Origin of the sequence: Staphylococcus sp. HL28 (assembly GCF_021117155.1) — a bacterium.
Classification (GTDB): Bacteria; Bacillota; Bacilli; order Staphylococcales; family Staphylococcaceae; genus Staphylococcus; species Staphylococcus warneri.
In genome coordinates this window covers 168,291-187,269 of the sequence record NZ_CP088218.1, presented here as the reverse complement: position 1 = coordinate 187,269, position 18,979 = coordinate 168,291, and the positions used below count along the sequence as shown (strand labels likewise).

The 18,979-nt window shown below is 32.4% G+C and carries 18 protein-coding genes; 4 read left to right on the top strand and 14 right to left on the bottom strand.

Annotated elements, in window-relative coordinates; genetic code table 11:
- Positions 1 to 32 precede the first annotated feature (32 nt).
- Entirely contained in the window at positions 33 to 896 is an 864-nt protein-coding gene (galU, locus tag LPC11_RS00795) for a UTP--glucose-1-phosphate uridylyltransferase GalU (protein WP_015364618.1), read from the bottom strand.
- 304 nt (positions 897 to 1,200) lie between these two features.
- Positions 1,201 to 2,595, bottom strand: coding sequence for a YfcC family protein (locus tag LPC11_RS00790; protein WP_106913180.1), 1,395 nt, complete (start codon positions 2,593 to 2,595; stop codon positions 1,201 to 1,203).
- A gap of 381 nt (positions 2,596 to 2,976) precedes the next feature.
- On the opposite strand from LPC11_RS00790, the gene LPC11_RS00785 reads away from it, so the two are divergent.
- Positions 2,977 to 3,843: a hypothetical protein gene (locus tag LPC11_RS00785; protein ID WP_107566291.1), complete on the top strand. Its 867-nt coding sequence runs from the start codon at positions 2,977 to 2,979 to the stop codon at positions 3,841 to 3,843.
- Positions 3,844 to 4,155: 312 nt separating this feature from the next.
- On the opposite strand, the gene pflA is transcribed toward LPC11_RS00785, so the two are convergent.
- Both pflA and pflB read right to left on the bottom strand, forming a co-directional pair.
- Positions 4,156 to 4,911, bottom strand: a complete 756-nt coding sequence (gene pflA / locus LPC11_RS00780; RefSeq protein ID WP_023374315.1) for a pyruvate formate-lyase-activating protein — start codon at positions 4,909 to 4,911, stop codon at positions 4,156 to 4,158.
- Between the two features lie 19 nt (positions 4,912 to 4,930).
- Positions 4,931 to 7,177 carry a formate C-acetyltransferase gene (gene pflB / locus LPC11_RS00775; RefSeq protein WP_023374316.1) on the bottom strand — a complete coding sequence of 749 codons (2,247 nt, stop codon included), beginning with the start codon at positions 7,175 to 7,177 and terminating at the stop codon, positions 4,931 to 4,933.
- 338 nt (positions 7,178 to 7,515) lie between these two features.
- Between pflB and LPC11_RS00770 the strand changes: the two genes are divergently transcribed.
- On the top strand, positions 7,516 to 8,184 hold the full coding sequence (locus tag LPC11_RS00770; RefSeq protein WP_023374317.1) for a M15 family metallopeptidase: 669 nt from the start codon (positions 7,516 to 7,518) through the stop codon (positions 8,182 to 8,184).
- Positions 8,185 to 8,290: 106 nt separating this feature from the next.
- Here the strand turns inward: LPC11_RS00770 and LPC11_RS00765 are convergent, their stop codons facing one another.
- The 3 genes from LPC11_RS00765 to pbp4 form a co-directional block, all read right to left on the bottom strand.
- A complete protein-coding gene (locus tag LPC11_RS00765; RefSeq protein WP_023374318.1) occupies positions 8,291 to 8,929 on the bottom strand; it encodes an NAD(P)-dependent oxidoreductase in 639 nt (212 codons plus the stop codon).
- 109 nt (positions 8,930 to 9,038) lie between these two features.
- On the bottom strand, positions 9,039 to 9,467 hold the full coding sequence (locus LPC11_RS00760) for an Rrf2 family transcriptional regulator (protein WP_002466793.1): 429 nt from the start codon (positions 9,465 to 9,467) through the stop codon (positions 9,039 to 9,041).
- A 553-nt stretch (positions 9,468 to 10,020) separates the two neighbouring features.
- Positions 10,021 to 11,259, bottom strand: coding sequence for a penicillin-binding protein PBP4 (gene pbp4 / locus LPC11_RS00755; RefSeq protein WP_041613778.1), 1,239 nt, complete (start codon positions 11,257 to 11,259; stop codon positions 10,021 to 10,023).
- A gap of 395 nt (positions 11,260 to 11,654) precedes the next feature.
- Between pbp4 and LPC11_RS00750 the strand changes: the two genes are divergently transcribed.
- Entirely contained in the window at positions 11,655 to 12,011 is a 357-nt protein-coding gene (locus LPC11_RS00750) for a DoxX family protein (RefSeq protein WP_023374321.1), read from the top strand.
- Between the two features lie 151 nt (positions 12,012 to 12,162).
- Here LPC11_RS00750 and LPC11_RS00745 read toward each other — a convergent pair whose 3' ends face one another.
- From LPC11_RS00745 to LPC11_RS00735, 3 genes are all read right to left on the bottom strand, one after another.
- A complete protein-coding gene (locus tag LPC11_RS00745) occupies positions 12,163 to 13,362 on the bottom strand; it encodes an IS110 family RNA-guided transposase (protein WP_331275759.1) in 1,200 nt (399 codons plus the stop codon).
- A 274-nt stretch (positions 13,363 to 13,636) separates the two neighbouring features.
- Positions 13,637 to 14,200, bottom strand: coding sequence for a PepSY domain-containing protein (locus tag LPC11_RS00740; protein ID WP_023374322.1), 564 nt, complete (start codon positions 14,198 to 14,200; stop codon positions 13,637 to 13,639).
- A 156-nt stretch (positions 14,201 to 14,356) separates the two neighbouring features.
- Positions 14,357 to 15,052, bottom strand: coding sequence for an alpha/beta hydrolase (locus LPC11_RS00735; protein WP_023374323.1), 696 nt, complete (start codon positions 15,050 to 15,052; stop codon positions 14,357 to 14,359).
- Between the two features lie 122 nt (positions 15,053 to 15,174).
- On the opposite strand from LPC11_RS00735, the gene LPC11_RS00730 reads away from it, so the two are divergent.
- On the top strand, positions 15,175 to 16,107 hold the full coding sequence (locus tag LPC11_RS00730; RefSeq protein WP_231307301.1) for an ABC transporter substrate-binding protein: 933 nt from the start codon (positions 15,175 to 15,177) through the stop codon (positions 16,105 to 16,107).
- Between the two features lie 63 nt (positions 16,108 to 16,170).
- Here LPC11_RS00730 and LPC11_RS00725 read toward each other — a convergent pair whose 3' ends face one another.
- The 4 genes from LPC11_RS00725 to LPC11_RS00710 all read right to left on the bottom strand — a co-directional run bounded on the left by LPC11_RS00725 (position 16,171) and on the right by LPC11_RS00710 (position 18,972).
- Positions 16,171 to 17,019, bottom strand: a complete 849-nt coding sequence (locus tag LPC11_RS00725) for an aldo/keto reductase (protein ID WP_002451438.1) — start codon at positions 17,017 to 17,019, stop codon at positions 16,171 to 16,173.
- A 61-nt stretch (positions 17,020 to 17,080) separates the two neighbouring features.
- Entirely contained in the window at positions 17,081 to 17,503 is a 423-nt protein-coding gene (locus tag LPC11_RS00720; RefSeq protein WP_023374325.1) for a MerR family transcriptional regulator, read from the bottom strand.
- 124 nt (positions 17,504 to 17,627) lie between these two features.
- Positions 17,628 to 18,254 carry an ABC transporter ATP-binding protein gene (locus tag LPC11_RS00715; RefSeq protein ID WP_023374326.1) on the bottom strand — a complete coding sequence of 209 codons (627 nt, stop codon included), beginning with the start codon at positions 18,252 to 18,254 and terminating at the stop codon, positions 17,628 to 17,630.
- Positions 18,229 to 18,972 (bottom strand): ATP-binding cassette domain-containing protein, encoded by a 744-nt coding sequence (locus tag LPC11_RS00710; RefSeq protein ID WP_023374327.1) that lies wholly within the window; start codon positions 18,970 to 18,972, stop codon positions 18,229 to 18,231. The genes LPC11_RS00715 and LPC11_RS00710 overlap by 26 nt, the downstream gene beginning before the upstream one ends.
- Positions 18,973 to 18,979: the final 7 nt, after the last annotated feature.

Sequence of the window (18,979 nt, the reverse complement as noted above, 5' to 3'; positions counted from 1 at the left end):
TATCTACTTTTTTCAATTTTTTTCTCCTAATATTAAAAATTCAATTCTCTAATATATTTTTTCACATCGTCTTTCATATCTTCGTCTTTTAATGCATACTCAATCGTAGTTTTAACAAAGCCTAGTTTTTCGCCGACATCGTAACGGTCACCTTCGAAATCGTATGCGTATACTTGGCTTTCGGCGTTCATACGTTCAATCGCATCTGTTAATTGGATTTCGTTACCTGCACCTTCTTCTTGTGTTTCAAGATAATCAAAGATTTCAGGTGTTAGTACATAACGTCCCATAATCGCTAAATTAGATGGTGCTGTACCTTGTTTTGGCTTTTCTACGAATTTCTTAACTTCATAACGTAAACCAGATTTTTCTAACGGATCGATAATACCGTAACGGTGAGTGTCTTCTTCAGCTACTTCTTGAACACCAATTACGGATTTACCTGTTTCATCGTAAACATCCATCAATTGTTTAATTGCTGGTGTATCTGATTCCACAATGTCATCACCTAATAATACAGCGAATGGTTCATTTCCAATGAATTGACGTGCTGTATGAATAGCATGACCTAAACCTTTTTGTTCTTTTTGACGAACATAGAAGATGTTAGCTAAATCTGTTGAGTATTGAACCTTTTCTAATAGGTCATTTTTCCCTTTTTCTTGTAATACCATTTCTAATTCTTTTTGGTTATCGAAATGATCTTCAATCGCACGTTTATGTTTACCTGTAACGATAATGATATCTTCGATCCCTGCTCTTGATGCTTCTTCAACAATATACTGAATAGTTGGTTTATCTAAGATGGGTAACATTTCTTTTGGCATTGCTTTCGTTGCTGGTAAAAATCTTGTCCCCAAACCAGCTGCTGGAATAATTGCTTTTTTAACTTTCACTCAAATAGCTCCCCTCGAATAACCGTTCAATCCCTCGAATAAATCATTTATTAGATTAACAATCAATATATATAGTATATGTATTACTTACATAGATTTATTCAATTTATTAAAAAGTTAAGTATTTACACTATATTATATTATCACAACATTTCACTTATTTTTAGTATTGATTTTTATAAATATTGCACTAGTCTGTATTGTGTAGCAATTTAAATTAACTTATTCTATAAAAAAACTGATTCTACACCTTAGATGTAAAATCAGTTTTAAATATTTTTCATTTATAAATTATATAAACATACTAGTAACCTATCATCAGAGCGATAGACATTGCTGTTGCACAGATAATGATCCATACAACAATGAGTTTCCATGCAAATTTTAGCCATTGTGTATATGAAATGCGTGCAACTGCTAAAGCACCCATCAGTGTCGCTGATGTTGGGAATAATATATTACTAATGGCGTCGCCATATTGGAAGGCTAGCACTGTAATTTGTCGATTGATGTGTAGTAAATCTGAAATAGGTATCATGAGTGGCATTGTTGTTAAGGCTTGTCCTGAGCCTGACGGAATAAAGAAATTCAATATAAATTGTAAAATAAACATCACCATGATAACTAAAGAAGCAGGTACGTCAGATAAGAGTGTTGTCATACCATGTACAATTGTGTCGATGATTTTACCATTTTCTAATAGTACAACAATCCCTTTAGCAATACCCACGACTAACGCACCATAGAGAATATCTTGCATCCCTTTAACTAGTGCATCAAATGTTCCATTAAATCCAAGTCCAGCGACTAATCCTGCTACGATACCAGCCAATAGAAAGTTGGCACTCATTTGTGTAAAGGTCCAATCATACTTAAAAATACCAAATACATTAAATAAAATCGCACCAAGAATCAATGCTAGACTGAAAGCTTGCCTCTTACTAAAATGTTGATATTCAATTTCTGTATTAAGTTGTCCTTCTTCTTTTTCCAACTCATAAACAATACTCTTCAACTTATTCTTTTTAACTTTTTGACCGTAAAGCATGACTGTAGTAATAGCTGCAGTGAGTATAAAGACGTATATAATCGTACGTAATCCCCAACCAGAGAACAATGGTAACTCAGCTACTTTTTGCGCAACACCAACAGTAAACGGATTAAGCATACCACCCATAAATCCGCTTCCAGCTCCTAATATGACTACTGCTGCACCTGTTAATGCATCATAACCAAGTGTGCGAGCAATCAACACTCCTATAGGTACAAAAATAATCGTTTCCTCTGATAAACCGATAGAAAACCCTAAAATGGAAAAGGCCGTCATCGTCAGTGGAATCATTAAAAAATTGGCTTTGCCTAATGTACGCATTGCTTTGTTCACACCATTTTCAAATGCACCTGTTTGGTGAACTATCCCAAATGCGCCACCTACTAAAAATACATAAAATACAATTTCACCGCCACTTACCAAACCTTCTGGCACTGCTCTAAAAATATCTAAAAATGATAAATGCTGATTCGCAACTTCATGGTAGGAACCAGAAACAACTACTGTTTGACCACTTTTCTTTTCTCGTGCATATTCCCCTGCTGGTATCAAATAGGTCATTACCCAAGCAAATATAATAACCATTAATAATAAAACATACGTATGAGGTGTTTTAAATTTGAACTTCTTCGATTTTTCTTTTTCCATATGATTAATCCCCTTTTTAAATCATTGAAGTTAATATTTTTATACCGATACCCTATTTTCAGAAAATTAACAATAATTTGTTTAGAAATTTAAAAAGCGTTTAGTAACCTTGATATGTCACTAAACGCTTCATCAATACATTATTCTTCTGATTGATTATGACTAAAATATTTAATTACACGCTTCACAAATCAATAATTTATGTCATGCATATCCATTTATTACATGAAAAGCCAGGTGTGTATGTCTTTCATACTATAGTCCAAATAATACACCTCATTTTGCGTATTACTTTCGTATCCATATAAATACATATTGAAAAATATAAAATAATTATTTAAATTTATATTAGTAATAACACATTAGAAAGGAGTCGTATTGATGAAACTTATTTTCATTTTATGTTTATCAGTATTTCTAGTTTTAGCTGGTTGTAATTCAGACGATAAAGTATCTACTAAATCTCAGAAAACAGAAACTGATATAGACTCAAAAAAACGGGAAATTCATAAAGATCAAGGAAACAGTAAAAAAGACACAAATAAATCGGCGATTCATTTATCAGATAAACAAAGATTAGCATTAGCTTTTTATGCTGACGAAGCAGGTCAATATACATTAACCAAAAATGAAATACTAACAGGTATATATGATTGTAAAAAAGGAAGAGAAACTGAAAAAGCACAAACAGAAGATATACTGTTAGAAAAAATGCCTCCAATAAATAATGCACCAACTGGAATGCATTTTTATTATGTGTATCCTCCTAAAGGTCAATTTGCTTCAATTATAGGTATGAATAAGGATAAAATTTTTATGTGTGGTACTCAAGGTGCTGTAACTGATTATCAACTTTTATTGAAGTCAGGGATAGAATTAGATATTAATAATCTATATCAAAAAAATAAATATAATAAATCCTTACCTGAAATGGAAAAGAAAATAAAAATTGTTAATAGAGATGAAAGCATTAAATTATTTGACCCCGATAAAAATAATATCGGTATGATGGCTCATATGAGAAGTCAACTATATAGAATGATTCGTGAATTTGGTGGAGAATTAAATAACAATGCATATCTTTGGGATAACATTAGATTAGACAAAGACGGTAATTGGACTGTTAATTATCGTAATCATGATGGTGAAATTTTGGGAACATACAAATTTGTAAACGATAATCTTATTAAATTAGATCAAAATGGTAATAAGATAAAAGAAAAGAAAATTACTATTAGAGAAGAATAATATACCAAATATAGGGATTTAGTAGCTAAATAGAACTACTAAATCCCTCTTTTAAATACTAATTTCTTATTTCACGATTTATATTTCTTCACGATAATCTACTAATAATCTTGGAAGCTTAATACCAGTCTTATTAATTAATACATCAATCTTATTATGTTTATTCATAATCGTTTCCACAGTCATTTTTACTTCTGAGTACTGACCTACATAAGTTATCTAATAGAACTTATTATTATAAAAAACACACCAATTCCAACAAGGAACTGATGTGTTTGTGAAGGGTGTTTAGTGTTATGGGTTTATATCTTTTTATAATGTGACTGGGATTTTCCCTTTGAAATTGACGTAACGGTAGGCGTTTTTGACCGCTTCATCGTCGGGTGGTTCAACATTTTCTAATTGATATGGGATGCCTAAATTTTTCCACTTATGCACGCCGAGTTGATGATAGGGTAAGATTTCAAATTTTTCTACGTTATCTAGAGAATTAATAAATTCTCCAAGTTGGATGAGATCTTCTTTATCATCTGAGATACCTGGTACTAGGACGTGACGAATCCAAACAGGTTGTTTCATATCTGACAATTTACGGGCAAATTTGAGTATATGTGTATTGGGTTTGCCTGTTAATTTAATATGTTTTTCATTATTAATATGTTTGATGTCTAATAATATAAGATCTGTATGTTTCTGTAGTTCATCAAAGTGTCGGTTAAACGCTGGTGTATCATTGACGCATCCTGCAGAGGTATCAAGACACGTATGCACACCATTTGCTTGTAGTTCTTTGAATAACGCTTCTAGAAATGGCATTTGTAGTAATGGCTCGCCTCCGCTTACGGTCACGCCACCACCAGATGCATCAAAGTAAGGTTGATACGGTAATATTTCATTAACCATTTCATCTACAGTAACTTCTCTTGATGGTTCATTGATTTTCCAAGTGTCTGGATTATGACAATATAAACATCTTAATAAGCAACCTTGTGTAAATAATATATATCTAATACCTGGTCCATCGACTGTGCCCATACTTTCGACGGAGTGTAAGTGTCCTTTAAGCATTTTGCTCCCACCTTATTTTCTACATTTGTTCGTGGAATGTACGTGAAATGACATCCAATTGTTGTTCGCGCGTTAATTTAATGAAGTTAACTGCATAACCAGATACACGGATTGTTAATTGTGGATACTCTTCTGGATGTTCCATTGCATCTAATAATGTTTCTCTGTTAAATACATTGATATTTAAGTGATGACCATGTTGCATTGCATAGCCGTCTAACATACTTGTTAAGTTTTTATTCTGAGCTTCTTCTTCTTTACCTAATGATTTTGGTACGATACTAAATGTATTTGAAATACCGTCTTTACAGCAATCATAAGGAATTTTAGCAACAGAACTTAATGAAGATAATGCACCTTTTTGGTCTCTACCGTGCATTGGGTTTGCCCCTGGTGCAAATGGTTCGCCGGCTTTACGACCGTCTGGTGTGTTACCTGTTTTCTTACCGTAAACAACGTTTGATGTAATTGTTAATACACTCATTGTATGTTCTGAGTCACGGTATGTTTTATGGCTACGTAATTTTGTCATGAAGCGTTCAACTAAGTCGACTGCGATATCATCCACACGGCTATCATTATTACCATATTTAGGGAAGTCGCCTTCGATTTCGAAGTCTGTAACTAGACCTTCTTCATTACGGATAGGTTTTACTTGTGCATATTTGATTGCTGATAAAGAGTCAGCTGCTACTGATAATCCAGCAATACCTGTTGCCATCGTACGAATAATATTTGTATCATGTAACGCCATTTCAATACGTTCATAACTATATTTATCGTGCATGTAATGAATGATATTTAATGAATTAATGTAAACACCTGCAAGCCAGTCCATCATTTTTTCAAATTTCTCAAATACTTCATCATAATCTAATACGTCTGAATGGATACCTTCATAACTTGGACCTACTTGTTTGCCAGATTTTTCATCTTTACCACCATTGATGGCATATAGTAATGTTTTAGCTAAGTTAGCACGAGCACCGAAGAATTGCATTTGCTTACCGATTTTCATTGCTGATACACAACATGCGATACCATAGTCATCACCATAGCTTTCACGCATTAAATCATCGTTTTCATATTGAATTGAGCTTGTTTTAATACTCATTTTTGCACAATAAATTTTGAAGTTTTCAGGCAATCTTACTGACCAAAGCACAGTTAAGTTTGGTTCAGGTGCCGGACCTAGGTTATCTAATGAATGTAAGAAACGGAATGAGTTTTTCGTAACTAATGGTCTACCATCAATACCTACACCACCGATAGATTCAGTAACCCAAGTTGGATCGCCAGAGAATAATTCGTTATAGTCTGGTGTACGTGCAAATTTAACGATACGTAATTTCATAATGAAGTGGTCGATAATTTCTTGTACTTCACTTTCTGTAATGTCACCATTTTTCAAATCACGTTCAGCATAAATATCTAAGAATGTTGATGTACGTCCTAAACTCATGGCAGCACCATTTTGTTCTTTGATTGCTGCAAGATATGCTAAGTATAACCATTGCACCGCTTCTTTAAAATTAGTAGCTGGTCGACTTAAATCAAATCCGTACATTTGTCCTAGTTCTTTTAATTCATTTAATGCACGATATTGTTCGGATAATTCTTCTCTTAATCTAATCACATCTTCTGACATTTCAGTAGACATCGTATTAAAGTCTTTAAGTTTTTCTTCCATTAAGAAGTCAACACCATATAACGCCACACGACGATAGTCACCGATGATACGTCCACGGCCATATGCATCTGGTAATCCTGTAATTATTCCAGCTTTTCGACAATTTAACATTTCTCTGGAATATGCATCGAATACACCTTGGTTATGCGTTTTACGATAGTCTGTAAAGATTTTTTCTGTTTCTGGATCTAATTCATAACCGTATGCTTCACATGCTGCTTTAGCCATACGAATACCACCGAATGGTTGCATTGATCGTTTAAATGGTTTCTCTGTTTGCACGCCGACAACTGTTTCTAAATCTTTGTCTAAATATCCAGCGTCATGTGATGTGATCGTGGATGCTACTTTCGTATCCATATCCCACATGCCACCGCGTTCACGTTCTTCTTTAGATAATTGCATCACTTGGTCCCATAATTTTGATGTTGCTTCAGTTGGACCTTCTAAAAAGGCATCGTCACCTTCATATAATGAATAATTTAGTTGAATAAATTCTCTCACGTCTACATGTCTATTCCAACGACCATTTTTAAAACCTTGCCAAGCACTAGTATGATGATTTGTTTCTAACATACTGTTCGCCTCCATTTCGTTTTGTTAACGTTTTCACATGTAGTGTAGCATGTTTATTGTGATAATTTTCACAAAATTTATGACTAATTTTCAACTAAAATATGGCTGATTAGCGAACCTGTATTTTAAATTAATACAGAATTACATTTTTATTCACTGTTACATAACAGATTTATAAATATCATAAATTCAAAATTAACATACTTACATAAAAACCAAATGAATTCATTTCTTATATACCATTAATATACTAATAAAATATGTTAAACTTATTTCGTGTACAATTAGTTGGTTATTTGGTAAATCACGTTAACAATATAAAAGGAGTTTTGTGTGGTATGAAAAAGTTGTGGACTGTGCTATTGATGGGGTTACTAGTACTATCAGCATGTTCAAATCATCATTCTGAAGGAAAAAATGAAGCGAGCAAGCAAGATAGTAATAAACAGAATCAATCTCACAAGAAAGTTAAAAAAGATGGTAAAACTTATATTGACGGTATCTTAATGGTGAATAAGCAAATTAAATTACCAAAAGACTATAATCCTGGGGAAAATCCTAAAGCAGTGAAAGCATTAAATAAAATGATTGCTGATGCGAAAAAAGATCACATCAATTTATACAAAATTAGTGGCTTCAGAAGCTATCAAACTCAAATTCAATTATTCAATAATTATAAAGCTAGAGATGGTGAAAAAGCAGCTAATAAATACAGCTCTAAACCAGGTCATTCAGAACATCAAACTGGTTTATCATTCGATGTGGGTGCACAGGGGTCTGATAAAAACTTATACCGCAGTTTTGGTAAAACCAAAGAAGGTCAATGGATTAAACGCCATGCAGATGAATATGGCTTTATTATTAGATACGGTAAAGGCAAAGAAAATGAAACAGGCTATCAATATGAGCCATGGCATTTACGCTATTTAGGTAAAGAGAAAGCCAAAGAAGTCAAAGATTCAGGACAAAGTTTAGAATCTTATTTAGGTTTATATCCTAAAAAATAATAAAAATAAGGCTGAGATACATGATGGATAATCTGAGTGATTGTGTGATATGTACACATCAACTCATAACCAGTCCTCATGAATATCTCAACCTTTTTTAATTCTATTATTTTGCTTCTCCCACAACAGTAAAGCGTTCATTGATGTGTTGAGGATTTTCAATTTCGTCTACTAATGCAACGGCATAATCTGCATAACTGATATAGCTATTTCCCTCAGAATTAACAATTAATTGATCTTTACCAGATTGGTAATGACCTGTTCTAACACCCTCTGGATCAAATTCTGCAGCAGGGCTTAGGAACGTCCATGTTATACCTTCTGAGTTGCGTAATTCTTCAAGGTTTTGTCCTTGACCACTTGCTGTAGGTTTAACAATATCAGGAAATTCTGGTGTGTCGATTAATTGAACTGTATGTGCATCATCTACATATAGACTTCCGGCACCACCAACAATAATTGCTCTTGTATCTGTTCCTTTTAAAATATCAATTAAATGACGGCCTGCATTGATATGTCCTTCTGAATCGCCTAATGGTGCGCCAAAGGCATTAACAACAACATCAAATGATGCTATGTCTGTAGTTGTTAAATCATGAATGTCTTTCTCGATAACTTCTACTTCCGTATTTGTTATTTTTGATGCATTTCTTACAATGGCAGTTACTTGATGTCCTCTATCTAAAGCTTCTTTTAATACAAGTTGTCCTACTTTACCTGAAGCGCCTATAATTCCTATTTTCATTGTGAAACTCCTCCGTTTATCTCTTTTAAGATTAATTACATTTTGAAATATGTTTATCATTAATGTAACTGTAACAGTTACAGTTACATACAGTCAAATAACGAATACGCTATTCGTTATGTTGCAATACTTGATTAACGATATCGTTCATTGTTACTTTCGCTAGAACACCTTCCATAGCATCTTGTGCTTGCATTAATATAATCTCTAACACCCCTTGAATGTTGGCACCTACCACACAGTTCACGTTCGTGTCTTCATGTATCTGAAACAATTGTCCTTCTTCAACCACATCTACAGCATGATATACATCTAGTAATGTAATATCTGATAACGGTTTTAATAAGTATAGACCGCCATTGCCACGATACATATCTACTAATTGTGCACGTTTAAGATAGCCAATAATACGTCGAATAACAACGGGATTAGTGTTAACACTGCCAGCTATATATTTTGATGATAGCTCTTGATTGGACTCTATTTGAATTAAAGACAATATATGCACTGCTACTGTAAATCTACTACTAATTTTCAAATGAATTAACCTCCTGTAACCATTGTAGTTACACTTATATCTTTTGTCAATTTCATTGATTTTTAATTTTAAAAAACAGACTAGGACATAAATATATACTTCAAGTTACATTTATATTTTGACTGTAAAGTCATTCTTGTTCTTATAGAAATTAGAATGACTTACACATGCGTATTGACTCATGTGTTCAAATTAAGCTTTAGAGGTATACATGAACTAAAGTTCATGCATAAAACCGTCTAAGTAATCAATTACAAAGACGGTCTAATGTATCAAACTTATTCATTTCTAGTCAACCTTGCCAGGGGGACAGGCCCCAAACATAGAGAATTTCGAAATGAAAATCTAAAGACAATGCAAGTTGGGGATGGACAACGATAAAGAAATACTTTTTCTTTAGAAATTAGTATTTCTTATGCATGAGTTTCACTCATGTATTCCTATTTTAAAGTACACATTAGCTGTGGCTAATGTGTAAGAACCACTACATCATAAATGATGTAGTGGTTCTTTATTATTTCTGTCCCTCTCCCTTTTATACGTCATCATTTGATTAAAACTTTTTGTAATAAATTTTGATACCTATGATGGTCAACATACCTAGTAGTACTAGCCCGGCAATTGCCATACATATGTATAGAAAAATCATGCCCCAATGTGTCGTAGGTTCGACTTCTACGGTAGGTGCTTGATGTCCTTTCGTAAATTGACGATCGTAATCGACATATAATTGATTATCGTCAGACACTTTTAATTGATATTTACTTTTATCTTTAGGTACTAAATCATATAAATCTTTTTTCACTTCATATTTTTTACCGTCTATTTCATGTTCACCTTTTGAAATGACTTTACGGTAGTCGTATTGCTTAAATGCATGTTCAGTTAAAGCATTCGCCAATTTTTGACGGGCATGTTTCGCTTGTTCATCAGGGTACGGCTTAACATTAAATATGCCTGTTACGATTCTTAAATGATCTCGTTTGGCAGTTAATTCTAAATTGTATCCATTGTCACTTGTCCCTGTTTTTAAACCATCAACATCTTTCATACCATCTGCTTCATTAGGTAATGATGTATTGGTATTATGTAATTCTTGATTTGACTGCTTATCTTTAGATAGTTTTGTAATTTTTAAAACATCTGGATGTGCATTCAATATATGATTACTTAATAATGACATATCACGTGCAGTTGTATGAGAAATCGTATCATCTTTATAACTTTTTGGCTCATATGGTTTTAATATTTTATTATTAGCACCACTTGGATTCGTGAAGGTTGTATCCTTCATGCCTAAGTCTTTAGCTTTTTGATTCATTCTATCTGTAAATTTCGAAGAACTACCATCAATATGTTCTGCCAATACTAATGTCGCAGCGTTACTTGATTCTAATGCAGCTTGCTTCAATAATTGATTGATTGTAACGGTTGTTCCTTCTTTAAGTGGAAATGTAGTTAAATTAGGTAATTCTGACATTTTTTCATATCGTGATGTAATTTTCACTTTATCATTCATTTTAATTTTGCCTGATTTAATATCATCATAAACCAAATTCATCGTCATCAATTTAGTAGTAGATGCCGGATCAACTTGAGTACTTCCATGATAATCATAAAGTATTTGACCATCTTTAGTTGTTACTATCATCCCTTTTGGATTGTATTGCTTATCAATATCTTGATGTTCTTGTTTAGCAACATCGACTGGAGACTGTTCAGCAAAAACAGTTGGCGATATCAAGACTAAACACATCATAATCATCATTAAACTGGTAAAAACTTTTTTCAACGATGCTCCCCCTTTAGTTTGCTTTACGCAATCATTCTTAAAACTAGATGTAACTTGCATTAATATACAGTGATGAAGTCATTAACGTTTTTCGCACAAAAAACTTTTAATACATCAAATTAAATTAATTATATGTATATTGCATACGCATATGTATTATAACGCAAATTTATATCCAATTTAAAATCAAAATCAAATTTATTCGTTTTTATCAATTTAATCATTTGAACCGGACATCATGTGTCCTCTTAATAGCTTTGTTACTACTTCTATATGTTATGTCTTTGAAATCATTTCAAAAAAAATCAAATTCGTGGTTGCATTGAAAATAATGTTATTGTAGTATACTAACCATATCGAATATAAAAAATATATTTAAAGGAAGGTAATTATTTATGCGCTTAGGATTACTATTAATTAGACTGATGTTAGGTATTACATTTACAATACATGGATCACAAAAGGTATTTAGTGGGTTTAAAGAGCCTATGGAAATGATGTCTGGATTAGGATTTCCTGCATTTTTAGGAATTGTATTAGGCTTGTTTGAATTTATCGGTGGTATTTTAATGATTATCGGATTATTTTCAAATTACGTTGCTGCTGGATTTATCGTCATTATGTTAGGCGCCCTATTTACCGTACACTTATCACAAGGATACATGGCGTCTGAACTTGTCATCTTGTTACTAGTTATGAGCATTGCGGTTATGGTTTCTTATAACTGGAAGAAATTATTGGAAATATATTAAAAAATTGAAGCCTGAGACATTTTATTTATGTCCCAGGCTCGTTTCCTACGATTAGTCAAGTACTTATAATTAAAATAAGCATTACTTAACTAAACCGTTCAATTTAATTTTTTTGCATAAGGTGTTAAACTGTATTTGATTGTACGTTTGGCTAATGTGGGGACATTTGATAATCGTACAATTTCTGATTCATTATCAAGTAATGAATCGTTTTTAATAGTCGATTTATACAAGCGATGACGGCAGTCTTATGAGATTTCTCATTAGGCTGCTTTCTTAGTTTGTAATAATAATCGACGACATGATTATCATAATGATGTTGACCCCTTATAATATTCATAACCACCCAAAATAAAAGTCTTCTCGCTTTTTTATTTCCACGCTTGTTGATTGTATCTCTACTAGAAGTACCACCTGATTGATATCGTTTGATATCAATACCTACAAAAGCATTGAGCTGTTTATGTGATCTAAATCTTGTAATATCTCCAATTTCCCCAATAATCATCGCTGCGCTTAGTTCACCAATACCTGGTATCGAATAAATCTTTTCAAAACAATCGAGTTGTTTTGCTAATTGAATCATGGCATCATCTAATTGTTTAAGACGTTGGATAGATTGTTTTAATTGTTGAATAAGTAAACGTACTTTTTCAACTAGAAAAGAATGTCTATCGACATTAGGATAGCTTTCCGAAGCGATATTTATTAGTTGTTGCGCATATTTTTCAGCTTTATATATTGATAAACCTTTATCTGTAGAATTGAATATATGTGTAATCAGTATGTCTCTATCTAAATCAATAACCAAGTCTGGATGAGTGAATATTTCAGCGATGTTAAGCGCAATGATTGAATATCGACTACTAAATAATTTTTCTAAACCAGGAAATGTTTGATGGAGTAGTTCAACAATCTCAAATTTAAAATGATTTTGTTCACTTTCAATCTCTAGATGAAAACGGGCACGTTCTCTTAATTCAAAGAATATTGATTCATGAGTAGGTAAGCTGTCCGTTTGTTTGAGAGTAGGCGCTAAATGAGCGAGTTTGTGAGCATCAGCCTGATCAGTTTTCCATGATCTTAAAGAACTCGTTCTAAATTTAGCTTCTAACGGATTCATTTCTATATAGTTAATTTGATTTACACGACAAAATCGTACCATAGCTCTTGAATAGATACCTGTAGATTCAAAAATGATTTTTGGATGGTTTAAGTCGTTCAAATACTTTAATAAATAATTGTAACCATTTTTATTATTCTGAATGGTAAATTCCTTTTGGAATTTCTCATCTTTATAATGGGCGACGACACTATTTCTTTTACTAATATCAATCCCTAAATAATCGATAACTAAAACCTCCTTGCTTAATTTGAGAAGTTTAAACTTTACTTAACCTTTCTCATTTCATTTTCCTATACACGGTTTCAAGAACCCAACATACTACAATCGAATTTCAAAAGGCGAGAGTAAAGCTGACTTGTTTTATAAACGGATTTAAAACCCAAGAGCCTGCACAGTCTACTTCTCTCTTTACAACTATAAAAAATAGCTGTGAAAAAATCTATCGTCATAGATTTCTTCACAGCTAATCTTAGTATGTTTTCATATTAGCGCATGTATTTTAATCGTCTTTTTGATTGTCTAATACTTTTCCAGTTTTAGCATCGACAGTCACTTCATGCTTTTCTTTACCTTTTTGTAGGTCAAAGTTATATACTAATTTGCCATCATCTTTTGATAATGACCACTCTTTCACATCTCCATCAAAGTCTTTTTGCGCTGATTTAATAGCATCTTTATAATTCTTCACATCACTGTAATTAAATGTGTCATTAGACTGATTAGATTCACCTTTTTCAGTTTCTTTGTGAATCACTTTTTTATCTTTATCATTGATGATAACTTCAGATTCTTTATTATTTTTCGTATCTTGTTGTTCAACTTTGTAGACCCAGTCACCATTTGATTTTTCATAAGATATATCTTTTAAATCTTGGTTTTTATATGTTTGTTGTGCCTTTTTAATTGCATCTTCAGGCTTTGTTTTAATATCTTTGACTGCTACAGTGGCGTCTTTGGTACCTTCATCTTTCTTATTTGAAGCAGAATCACTGCCACCGTTACCGCACGCACCTAATAAAATGGCTGCTGATGATAATAAAGCTATTGTTTTTGTATGTTTCATTACTAATCTCTCCTTTATATTAGATTATTTTACATTCCCGCTCCTAATATAAAGAAACTAATATTAAGCAAATGTAAATAATTTGTAAAGATTTAATGGATCATTTCATGAATGATTACTCTTTTCGCTTAAAAAGATTTTGTGATATAGCATATTTCACCAATACACTACTTTAAGTCCTTTTTTAAAGTATTTTTTAAAATATCGTTGGCGATGAATTCCAGTTTTTGAAGTTTCAAATTCAAGTTTAGACATTGGGTTTTTCAAACTGTCTTTTAAAACTTTTTCTCCTTCTATGCTATTAGGTACCATATCCTTGACTCTCATAGTATGTTTTATACCCTCTTTAAGCCCTACATACCAATAGACATTCACCCTATGAGAAATCGTACGATGCATTTTCATAAAACTTAAAAATTCTGGATACCATAAGGAAGGTGAAATTAATATATAATTTCCAAAATAATAAGGCATTTTGTATAAAGCATATATTGAAACTAATGCACCAAAAGAAGCACCAGATATTCCCAAATCCTTATTATCTAATGATATTCTATATTGTTTACGTAAAATGGGTATTAGTTGTTGTGTAAGCCAAGCTAAATATTGATCCGCTTGACCTTCATTGTAGCGACTCCCTATTGTTGCTTCCCAAGGTGTAAAATCAACTGTACGTTTTTCGGATTCAACGCCAATAAATATTATATTTTTTTCTATCTTTTTAAATAAATAGTCTCCATCATGAACGATAAGCGCAGGATAGCGTTTATCTATATTCTTAAAATAATCTTTAGGAAGTTTTATAGTGATACAATAATGATCTACTTCAAACTTTTCTATCAATCGCTTCATTTTCATCCTCCATATTTAAAAAACACATTTTTTAAATAGTCAAAATATCTAATTGAATACGTTTACAATTATGCTATACTTGATAACGATTATCAATATCAATTATAGGAGTGTGCTATTTTATGAAAAGAATATTTATTGTCGTTTTATGTTTATTATTATTTTTAGCTTCGTGTGGAAATTGTAAACAAAACCAAGCTTCAAAAGATACGGGAAACAAGTCAAAAGACACTAATAAAGAGACAACATTCACTACAGATGATGGTAATAAAGTTAAAGTACCTCAAAATCCGAAAAGAATCGTAGTCTTACACCCTACATATGTCGGCGCTTTAGTTAAATTTGGACATAAACCTGTAGCTGTTCCAAAATTTATCGAACAAAATAAAGTACTTAATGATGTTACTAAAAATAGTAAAAAAATTGATAATACAAGTGTAGAGCAAGTTGCCAAAGAAAAACCAGATTTAATTATAACGACCGCAGAAGACAAAAATGTTAAAAAATTGGAAAAGATAGCGCCTACTGTTACATTTAATGCTAAAAAATCAAATTACAAAGATAATACTAGAAAGCTTGGCCAATTAGTCAATGAAGAAAGTAAAGCAAACAAATGGATCAAAGATTGGGATAAACAATTATCTAAAGATAAAAAAGAACTAGCACCTTTAATCAAAGGAAAAACTGCTTCTGTACTACAACAAACACCTAAGGGTATCATGGCATTTAGCGATCATATGGGTCGTGGAACTGAAATTATTTATCAAGGCTATGGTATGAAACAACCAAAAGCTTTAAAAGAAGCAACACAATCTGAATTTGCGACACCAATCAATCAAGAACAATTCCAAGATTTCATTGGAGATTTTGCAATTATCGCTCAACAAGGTGACAAAAAACCTCAATTCCAACAAACTGCAAATTGGAAAAATTTACCTGCAGTAAAAAAACATCATGTTATTACATTTGATGTTTCAGAAACACAATATAATGACCCTATTTCATTAGAAAAACAAAGAGATATTTTTTATAAAGCATTTAAAAATATGAAATAAACATAAGAAACATAATTAAAAGAGGTTATTTCTGATTTGGAAATAACCTCTTTTTCAATAATATTATACGTCGAGTCTTCTACTTGTTAATGCTTTAATCATTTCTGGATCGGCATGTGAGAAGAATTGACTATCGTTACTATCTAATGTTGCGATTTGTGCTTTATCTTCATCTGTTAGTTCAAAATCAAAAATATCTAAGTTTTGTTTCATTCTTTCTGGATTAACTGATTTTGCTAAGACAACAATGTCTCTTTCTACTAACCAACGTAGTACAACTTGTGCGATTGATTTACCGTATTTGTCACCAATATTTTGTAACGTTTCGTTACTAAATAAATTGTTTTTCCCTTCAGCAAATGGTGCCCAAGCTTCAACAAGTACACCTTCTTTTTGAAGTGATTGTACTTCATCTTCTTGTTGATGGAACGGATTAATTTCAATTTGGTTCACTTGAGGTTGCACTTTGTTATGAATACCTAGATCAACAACGCGATCAACACCAAAATTAGATACCCCAATCGCTTTGATTTTTCCATTTTCTTGTAGCTCTTCTAACGCTTTCCAAGATCCGTAAACATCATTATATGGTTGGTGAATTAATACTAAATCAATATAATCTAGTTGCAATCTTTCTAAAGAACGTTCGATTGATTTTAATGTATCTTCATAGTTTACATTTTCAATCCATACTTTTGTAGTAACAAATAATTCGCTTCTATCAATACCGGATGCTTTAATACCTTCGCCTACTTCTGTTTCATTCATATAACTTTGTGCTGTATCTATATGGCGGTAGCCTGCTTGAATCGCATTAACTACGGCGTCTTTTGTTTGTTCTTGTGGAATTTGAAACACACCAAATCCTAATGCTGGTATTTCAATTGTTTCGTTTAGTTTAATTGTTTTCATATGAAAACCTCCTACTATTTATAACGACACCTTACACTATAGAGACCACTCTATAGCAAATTTATTGTCTTTTATTTTCCCAAATCTTTTTCAAATTATATTCTTGAGCCGCTTCATCATTGATTTTGGCAATATGGTCATCATACGTTTCAATTTTATATTTTAATAATTCTCTTGTATTATGAATGGTCTTCAAATGTTCATCTAATTCTTCAAGTTGTTTGTTGAGTACTTCTTTCTGTTGGTTTTGAACCGTCTCATCTTTAGGTAACTGACCTAACCTACAAAATTCAACGAGCAATTCAATCGTTACACCAGCTTGTCTTAAATGCTTAACTAAGTATATCCAATTTAAATCTTTCATTTGATAAATGCGATATCCATTTTTATCACGTTCAACTGGTGGAATCACGCCTACCTTTTCATAGTATCTTAAAGTATCTTGAGAAATATCCATCAATTCGACAACTTCTTTTGTATTCATGACTACGACCTCCACTTCTGTTACAAACATTGTAAACCATAGAGTGTGCTCAATGGCAAACCTTTTTCATACAAATAGCCATATCATAGTGAATCGTATTCACTACAATATGGCTCAATCAATTTTATAAATCCAAGTCGAGTCTCTGACCCTTAAAATAATCTATCACGTAAGGATCGTGTGAGATGATAATCATTTGAATTTGTGTTAATTCCTTTAGCATGTTGAGAATCGTTTCTTCATTAATAATGTCTAAATTCGTAGTTGCTTCATCAAGTATTAATATTTGCGGCTCTATAATAAGTGCTTTAGCAATCCAAAGTCGTTGAAATTGGCCACCACTCAATGTACTTACACGTTGATCTAAAATCGACTGAGGTAAAATACATTGTTTAAGCACTGTCGTGATTCTCTCTTGATAAGTTGACGGATCAAAATGATAATTTTTTAACGGCGCTAATAAGATATCACGTACTCTTTTTCGATGATCTAATGTATTACTTTGATATTGTGGTACATATTGAATCTTTTTCATCCATCTTTTCGTTTGAGTGTCTGTTCTTGAAATGCCATTGTACTTGATTTGGCCAGTATAATCTAAATCTAATCCAGCTATTATTTTCGCTAAAGTAGACTTCCCGCTACCACTTTTTCCACATATCAGTAAATGATCTTCTGTTAAATCTAATGTTATATCTTTTAAAATTGGTTGCTGTTGAATACTTTTAGACAGTTGTTTGATTGTAAGCATATTGCTTTCTCCTATGCGCAATGTCGATTAATTTCTTCGTATAATCGTCTTTGGGATGTTGAAGTATCTCCTTAGTAGTACCATTTTCTATGAGATGACCTTCTTTCATAATACTAATATGTGTCGCAAAATCTTCTACTAAATTAAGATCATGTGTGATAAATATCATCGTCATCTGCTTTTCCTTCATTATCTTCGAAAGATAACGCATTACCTTTTGACTGTTTTTCTGATCGAGTGCACTTGTAGGTTCGTCTAAAACTAAACATTGAGGCTTGCTAATCAGTGCCATCATTAGCGCAACTCTTTGAGCCATACCACCACTCAATTCGAAGGGATAAGATTTTAATAAGCGTTGCGGCTCTTCTAAACCAAAGGCTGTCATCATTTCAATCAACTGCACGTGTCGCTCTGACTTAGTCAACTTCGATGATTGTGCTTGATATAACATATCAAAGTGTTTATCAAGGGTAATATTTTGAAACATGTTACTCGCTGTATCTTGAAACACTGCATCAACATTTGCCAAATTAATATCAATATGCCCTTGATATGATAATTCTGAAGAAGTCATATTTAATATTGTACGAATTAACAAGGACTTCCCACTACCACTTTCACCAATAACACAATGGAACGCACCTTTTTGAATATCTACAGAAATTGAATTTAATAATGTGCGCGCATTGTTAAAAACACTTAACCGATCGACACTCACAAAGTCT

Bases quoted from the DNA above. Each gene is read 5' to 3' on its own strand.
- LPC11_RS00790 (WP_106913180.1), bottom strand. From the start codon at position 2,595: ATGGAAAAAGAAAAATCGAAGAAGTTCAAATTTAAAACACCTCATACG.
- LPC11_RS00785 (WP_107566291.1), top strand. From the start codon at position 2,977: ATGAAACTTATTTTCATTTTATGTTTATCAGTATTTCTAGTTTTAGCT.
- pflA (WP_023374315.1), bottom strand. From the start codon at position 4,911: ATGCTTAAAGGACACTTACACTCCGTCGAAAGTATGGGCACAGTCGAT.
- pflB (WP_023374316.1), bottom strand. From the start codon at position 7,177: ATGTTAGAAACAAATCATCATACTAGTGCTTGGCAAGGTTTTAAAAAT.
- LPC11_RS00770 (WP_023374317.1), top strand. From the start codon at position 7,516: ATGAAAAAGTTGTGGACTGTGCTATTGATGGGGTTACTAGTACTATCA.
- LPC11_RS00765 (WP_023374318.1), bottom strand. From the start codon at position 8,929: ATGAAAATAGGAATTATAGGCGCTTCAGGTAAAGTAGGACAACTTGTA.
- LPC11_RS00750 (WP_023374321.1), top strand. From the start codon at position 11,655: ATGCGCTTAGGATTACTATTAATTAGACTGATGTTAGGTATTACATTT.
- LPC11_RS00740 (WP_023374322.1), bottom strand. From the start codon at position 14,200: ATGAAACATACAAAAACAATAGCTTTATTATCATCAGCAGCCATTTTA.
- LPC11_RS00735 (WP_023374323.1), bottom strand. From the start codon at position 15,052: ATGAAGCGATTGATAGAAAAGTTTGAAGTAGATCATTATTGTATCACT.
- LPC11_RS00730 (WP_231307301.1), top strand. From the start codon at position 15,175: ATGAAAAGAATATTTATTGTCGTTTTATGTTTATTATTATTTTTAGCT.
- LPC11_RS00725 (WP_002451438.1), bottom strand. From the start codon at position 17,019: ATGAAAACAATTAAACTAAACGAAACAATTGAAATACCAGCATTAGGA.
- LPC11_RS00720 (WP_023374325.1), bottom strand. From the start codon at position 17,503: ATGAATACAAAAGAAGTTGTCGAATTGATGGATATTTCTCAAGATACT.
- LPC11_RS00715 (WP_023374326.1), bottom strand. From the start codon at position 18,254: ATGCTTACAATCAAACAACTGTCTAAAAGTATTCAACAGCAACCAATT.